Below are 4,438 nucleotides of genomic sequence, written 5' to 3' on the forward strand. Positions count from 1 at the left end.
GACCTGCCGCAAGCCGTGACCGAAGCGACCGGCGGCCAGCCGATCGACGTGGTCGCCGATCTCGTCGGCGGCGCGATCTTCAACGACCTGCTGCGCATCCTGCGACCCGAGGGCCGCTATACCACGGCCGGCGCGATTGCAGGCCCGGTCGTCCAGCTTGACCTCAGGACCATGTATCTCAAGCAGCTGCAACTGCATGGTTCGAGCCAGGGCACGCGTGCCGATTTCCGTCGCATCGTTCGCTACATCGAGGGGGGCAAGATCAGACCGTTGGTCGGTGGCGTCTACAAGCTCTCCGATTTCCACCACGCGCAGGCCGATTTCGTCGCAAAGGATTTTGTCGGCAAGCTGGTGGTGGTGCCGGACGCTGTCGCAGAGCGATCGGCGTAATCGCAAAATCCTGGTCCCTTCGCCTGCCTTCTCATCGCTGCCATAATGGGAATGGCTTGCAGTCCAGCCGGCATGCCGCCACAAATGGTGACGCCCGCCGCGCCGCTGGTCCGGGCCTCTGGTCACGGGATACAGGCGAGACATGACAGCCCGAATGATACTGCTCGACGCCAAGCCGCTTGGCGCGGCTGACGTCGCCGAGATCGCGCGGCGCAGTGCGCGGCTGATGCTGGGCGAGGAGGCGATGCGCCGCATCCGGGCGAGCCGCGCGCTCATCGAGCACCTGACTGAGCTCGGCAAGCCGATGTATGGCGTCACGACAGGCCTCGGCGCCTGTGTCGACACGCCGCTCGCGCAGGCCGACCTGATCGCTTCCAGCACAGCGTGCCGCTCAGCCACAGCATGGGCATCGGCCCTGCTCTGCCGACCGAGGCGGTGCGGGCGCTGATGACGGCGCGCATTTCGGGCATGGCCGCCGGCGGCACCGGCACTTCCGAACGCGTGGTCATGGGCCTCGTGGCGGCGCTCAACGCCGGCGTCCATCCGGTGATCCCCACCTGGGGATCGATCGGCGCGGCGGACCTTGCCCATCTTGGCCACATGGCGCGAGCGCTGCGCGGCGACGGCGAGACCGAATACCAGGGCAGGATCATGCCGTCGGCCGAGGCGCTCGCATTGGCCGGGCTCGAACCGCTTGACCTGCGCGAGAAGGACGGCCACGCCATCATCGTCGCCAACAGCCTGTCGACCGGCACGGCATGCCTGTGTCTCGAGGATGTCGCCCATCTCATCGATTGGGCGCTGGCCGCGGTGGCGCTCAACTATGAGGCGTTCCGTTCTTCGCTGACCGCGATCGACGAGGATGCCCTGGCCGCGCGGCCGGCCTTCGGCCAGCGCGAGATCGGCGCACGGCTGCGCGCGGAACTCGCCGGAAGCGGCCTGTGGAAGGACAGAGCGGCGCGGCGGCTTCAGGATCCGCTCAGCTATCGCTGTGTGCCGCAAGTCTGGGGCGGCCTGCTCAACGCGTTCGAACAGGCGAAGCTCGCGACGGAGATCGAACTCACCCATTCCGGCGACAACCCGGTGATCCTGCCCGAAGACGAACGCGTCGTCTCGAACGGCAATTTCGACCTCACTGCCATGACGCTGGCCTGGGAACAGCTCGGCCAGGCGCTCGCGCATTGCGCGGTGGGCACCGCCAACCGCTGCATGAAGCTGATGTCGCCGACAATTGCCGAGCTGCCGCGCTTCCTGTCGGCCAGGGGCGGTAGCCGCCAGGGCTATGCGGAACTGCAGAAGCCACTCGCCGCGCTGGAAGCCGAAATCCGGCATCTCGCTAATCCGATGTCACTCAGCCCGCTGGCCGTTTCGGATGGGATCGAGGACCAGTCGTCGATGGCGCCGCGCGTGGTGGCCAAGACCGCCGAGATTGTCGAACGCCTGCGCTATCTCGTTGCGATGGAACTGATCTTCGCGGCCACGGGCGTGGAGTTGCGCGGCGTCGTCGACAGCATGGGCGAAGGACCCCAGCGCACCTTTGCTGCGGTGCGTGCGCTCGTCAGCCCGCTCGACGACGATCGTGAGATGAGCGCCGACATGACGCGGATCGCCCGTATGGTGGCCGGTCCCCAGGACTGAGAACTCCGGACTATTTCTGAAAAGGTCCCCTCAGATTGAGGTTCTCGGCCAGAAGGCAGAAGCGGTCGATCAACCGGACAAGCTCGTCGCCCTGTTCGACGACAATCGCGCCTCGCTCGGCAGGCGGGGTATCGGAAAGAGCCTTCCACAGACGGCCTTGCCGATCGCAGAGATCCGCCAGTTCGGCGCAGTCGCTGGAGGTCAGTTTCAAAAGGTGATCCGCCGTCACAGGTCCAATGCCTGGAGGCGTGGTGGCGCCAAGGGAAAGGTAGCCTTGCGGCACCGTGCCTTTCGCATTCGTTACCGATTTGCGGCAGATGACATCGAATATCTGGTCGACAGCCTGCTTGGCGCCTGCGACGCGCGACGGGTGGTCCGTATCGGCGGCAGCGTGCGGCAGGAGCTCAAGCCTGGCGCCATGCTTCTCGACGAGGCCGAGATAAGGCAGCATCGGCCCGGACAGGCGGCCGGTCGAGGCATCCCTGAACAGGTCGGCATCGATGGCGGCGTGGCGTAGCCGGCCTGTATTCAGAGCTTCATCAAGAGCCCCGACATCGACAAGCTCGCCGCGATCGTAGTTGACCAGCACCGCGCCCTTGTTCATGCGGGACAAGACGTCCGCGCCAATGAGCCCGGCGTTGGCGTAGCGGCCGGTCTGCGCATCCTGCTTGCCCAGGCCAACGTGAACGCTGAGCACATCGGCGCCTCCGGCCGCCTCGACAAGGTCCGCGGCAAAGGCAAAGCCCTCGGCTTCTATCCATCCGCGGTGCCGTGGCCGCGCGTGGATCACCACGCGCATGCCGAAGGCGCGAGCCAGCTTGGCCACTTCGCGGCCGATATTGCCGTAGCCGATGATCGTGATGGTCTTGCCTTCGAGCTTTTCGGTGGGGAAATCGCGCAGCTCCCTGCCGGTGTCGAAGGCGCCCCGCGCGACACGCCCGTGAAGCGTGTCGACCGGGAGATCCGGCAGCACTTTCAGGATCGCCTTCATCACCATCTGCGCCGTGGCGCGGCTGTTGATGCCCGGCGTGTTCATCAGCACCGCGGTGCCGCCCTCGCCACTGCCGCCACCCCAGGAGCGCGAGCCCATATTGCCGGTGCCGGCGCCGATCCGCACGCCGGCCAGTGGAAAGACGGTTTCGGCGGGCAGGAAGGTCGCGGCGGCAATGACGGCATCATAGCGTCCGTCGCTGGCGGCTTCGATCAGCTCTTCGTGAGTGCTGAGATCCGGCTGGTAGAAGAAATGAACGCGCCCGCGTTCGAGAGCGGCCTTGTCGCCAAGTCCGGCCGCATGAAAGCGGCCGCCCTTGGCTTCGATATGGGCCCGCACCTCCGAAGGGTCCGGTTTTCCGTCAGCGTCGAAGCGCAGGCCGATCAGATCGCAGACCAGGACGGCGTAGGCGCGTTGCGGATCGATCGACTCAACGGCGTGTGTGTCTGTGGTCGCGGTCACGTCGTTCCCTTCATGCAGGACGGAAGGCCCGCTGGTGGAGCAGGCGCTGAACACTCCGACCCTATCCGCCCGGAACGGCGTGAGATCGATCACCGGCGGCAGACCAGCAGCGAGTTGCGACACGATCTTGCCGGTGACCGCGCCGCCGATCAGGCCCTGATGGCCATGGCCGAGAAGGCACGCGGCACCCCTTTCAGGTACAGTGCGATGTCGCCATTGGCCCCTTGTACGGGCAAGCCGGACGCGCGTAAAATCCGGCTATCTGATTGAGTCTGCTACATTCGTTCGGGCTAATGTCCGGATCGGTCTGGGTATTTTCCTTGCACACGGATGCAACCAGCGCGGCCAGGCGCGGCAAATCATTTGCCCATGTGGCGGAAGCCTCCTGGGGCAAGGGCCTCAGCACCTTGCTGCGCATCGTGCGCATGACGCTACGCCATCCCTGGCAGGTTGCCATCACCCTCGTCTCGACCTTTATCGCTGCGACGCTGCAGCTCTTCATTCCGCGCCTCCTTGGGCGCGCCATCGATCAGGCGCAAGGCGTGATGGCCGCGGGGGCCGGCACCGCGGCCGAGCAGGCGCTCTGGAATACGGCCTTGACACTGCTGGCCGTCAGCATCCTGCGCGGCCTCTTCACCATGGCGCAGAACTACTATGGCGAGGCCGTCGGCCATCAGACCGGCTATGAGCTGCGGCTCGCCTTCTACGAGAAGATCCAGCGGCTCAGCTTTTCCTTCCACGACAAGGTCCATACCGGCGATCTCATCACACTCGGACTGCTCGACCTCGACGGCGTGCGCATGTTCTTTTCCACCGGCATCCTGCGCGTGGTGCTGCTCGGCGTGCTGATCGGCGTCGGCGCCTATCTGTTGATCAGCACCGATCTCGTGCTCGGGTTGTTGAGCCTCAGCTTCGTGCCGTTCGTCGCCTGGCGCTCTTCGGTGACGCAACTCCGAC

The 4,438-nt window shown here is 65.7% G+C and carries 2 protein-coding genes and 2 pseudogenes; 3 read left to right on the forward strand and 1 reads right to left on the reverse strand.

The genetic code is table 11. The features are described from left to right. Positions 1–390 (forward strand): zinc-binding dehydrogenase (locus EOA36_RS28700; protein WP_145969347.1); only part of this gene is annotated, 390 nt, incomplete at its 5' end. 226 nt (positions 391–616) lie between these two features. Next, positions 617–2,028: pseudogene (hutH, locus tag EOA36_RS28705) on the forward strand (histidine ammonia-lyase). Between the two features lie 10 nt (positions 2,029–2,038). Here hutH and EOA36_RS28710 read toward each other — a convergent pair. Then, positions 2,039–3,442 (reverse strand): annotated as a pseudogene (locus tag EOA36_RS28710) (2-hydroxyacid dehydrogenase); the annotation flags it as partial. Positions 3,443–3,801: 359 nt separating this feature from the next. Between EOA36_RS28710 and EOA36_RS28715 the strand changes: the two are divergent. After that, positions 3,802–4,438 (forward strand): ABC transporter transmembrane domain-containing protein (locus EOA36_RS28715; protein WP_145969348.1); only part of this gene is annotated, 637 nt, incomplete at its 3' end.

Source organism: Mesorhizobium sp. M8A.F.Ca.ET.021.01.1.1 (assembly GCF_003998025.1).
Taxonomy (GTDB): domain Bacteria; phylum Pseudomonadota; class Alphaproteobacteria; order Rhizobiales; family Rhizobiaceae; genus Mesorhizobium.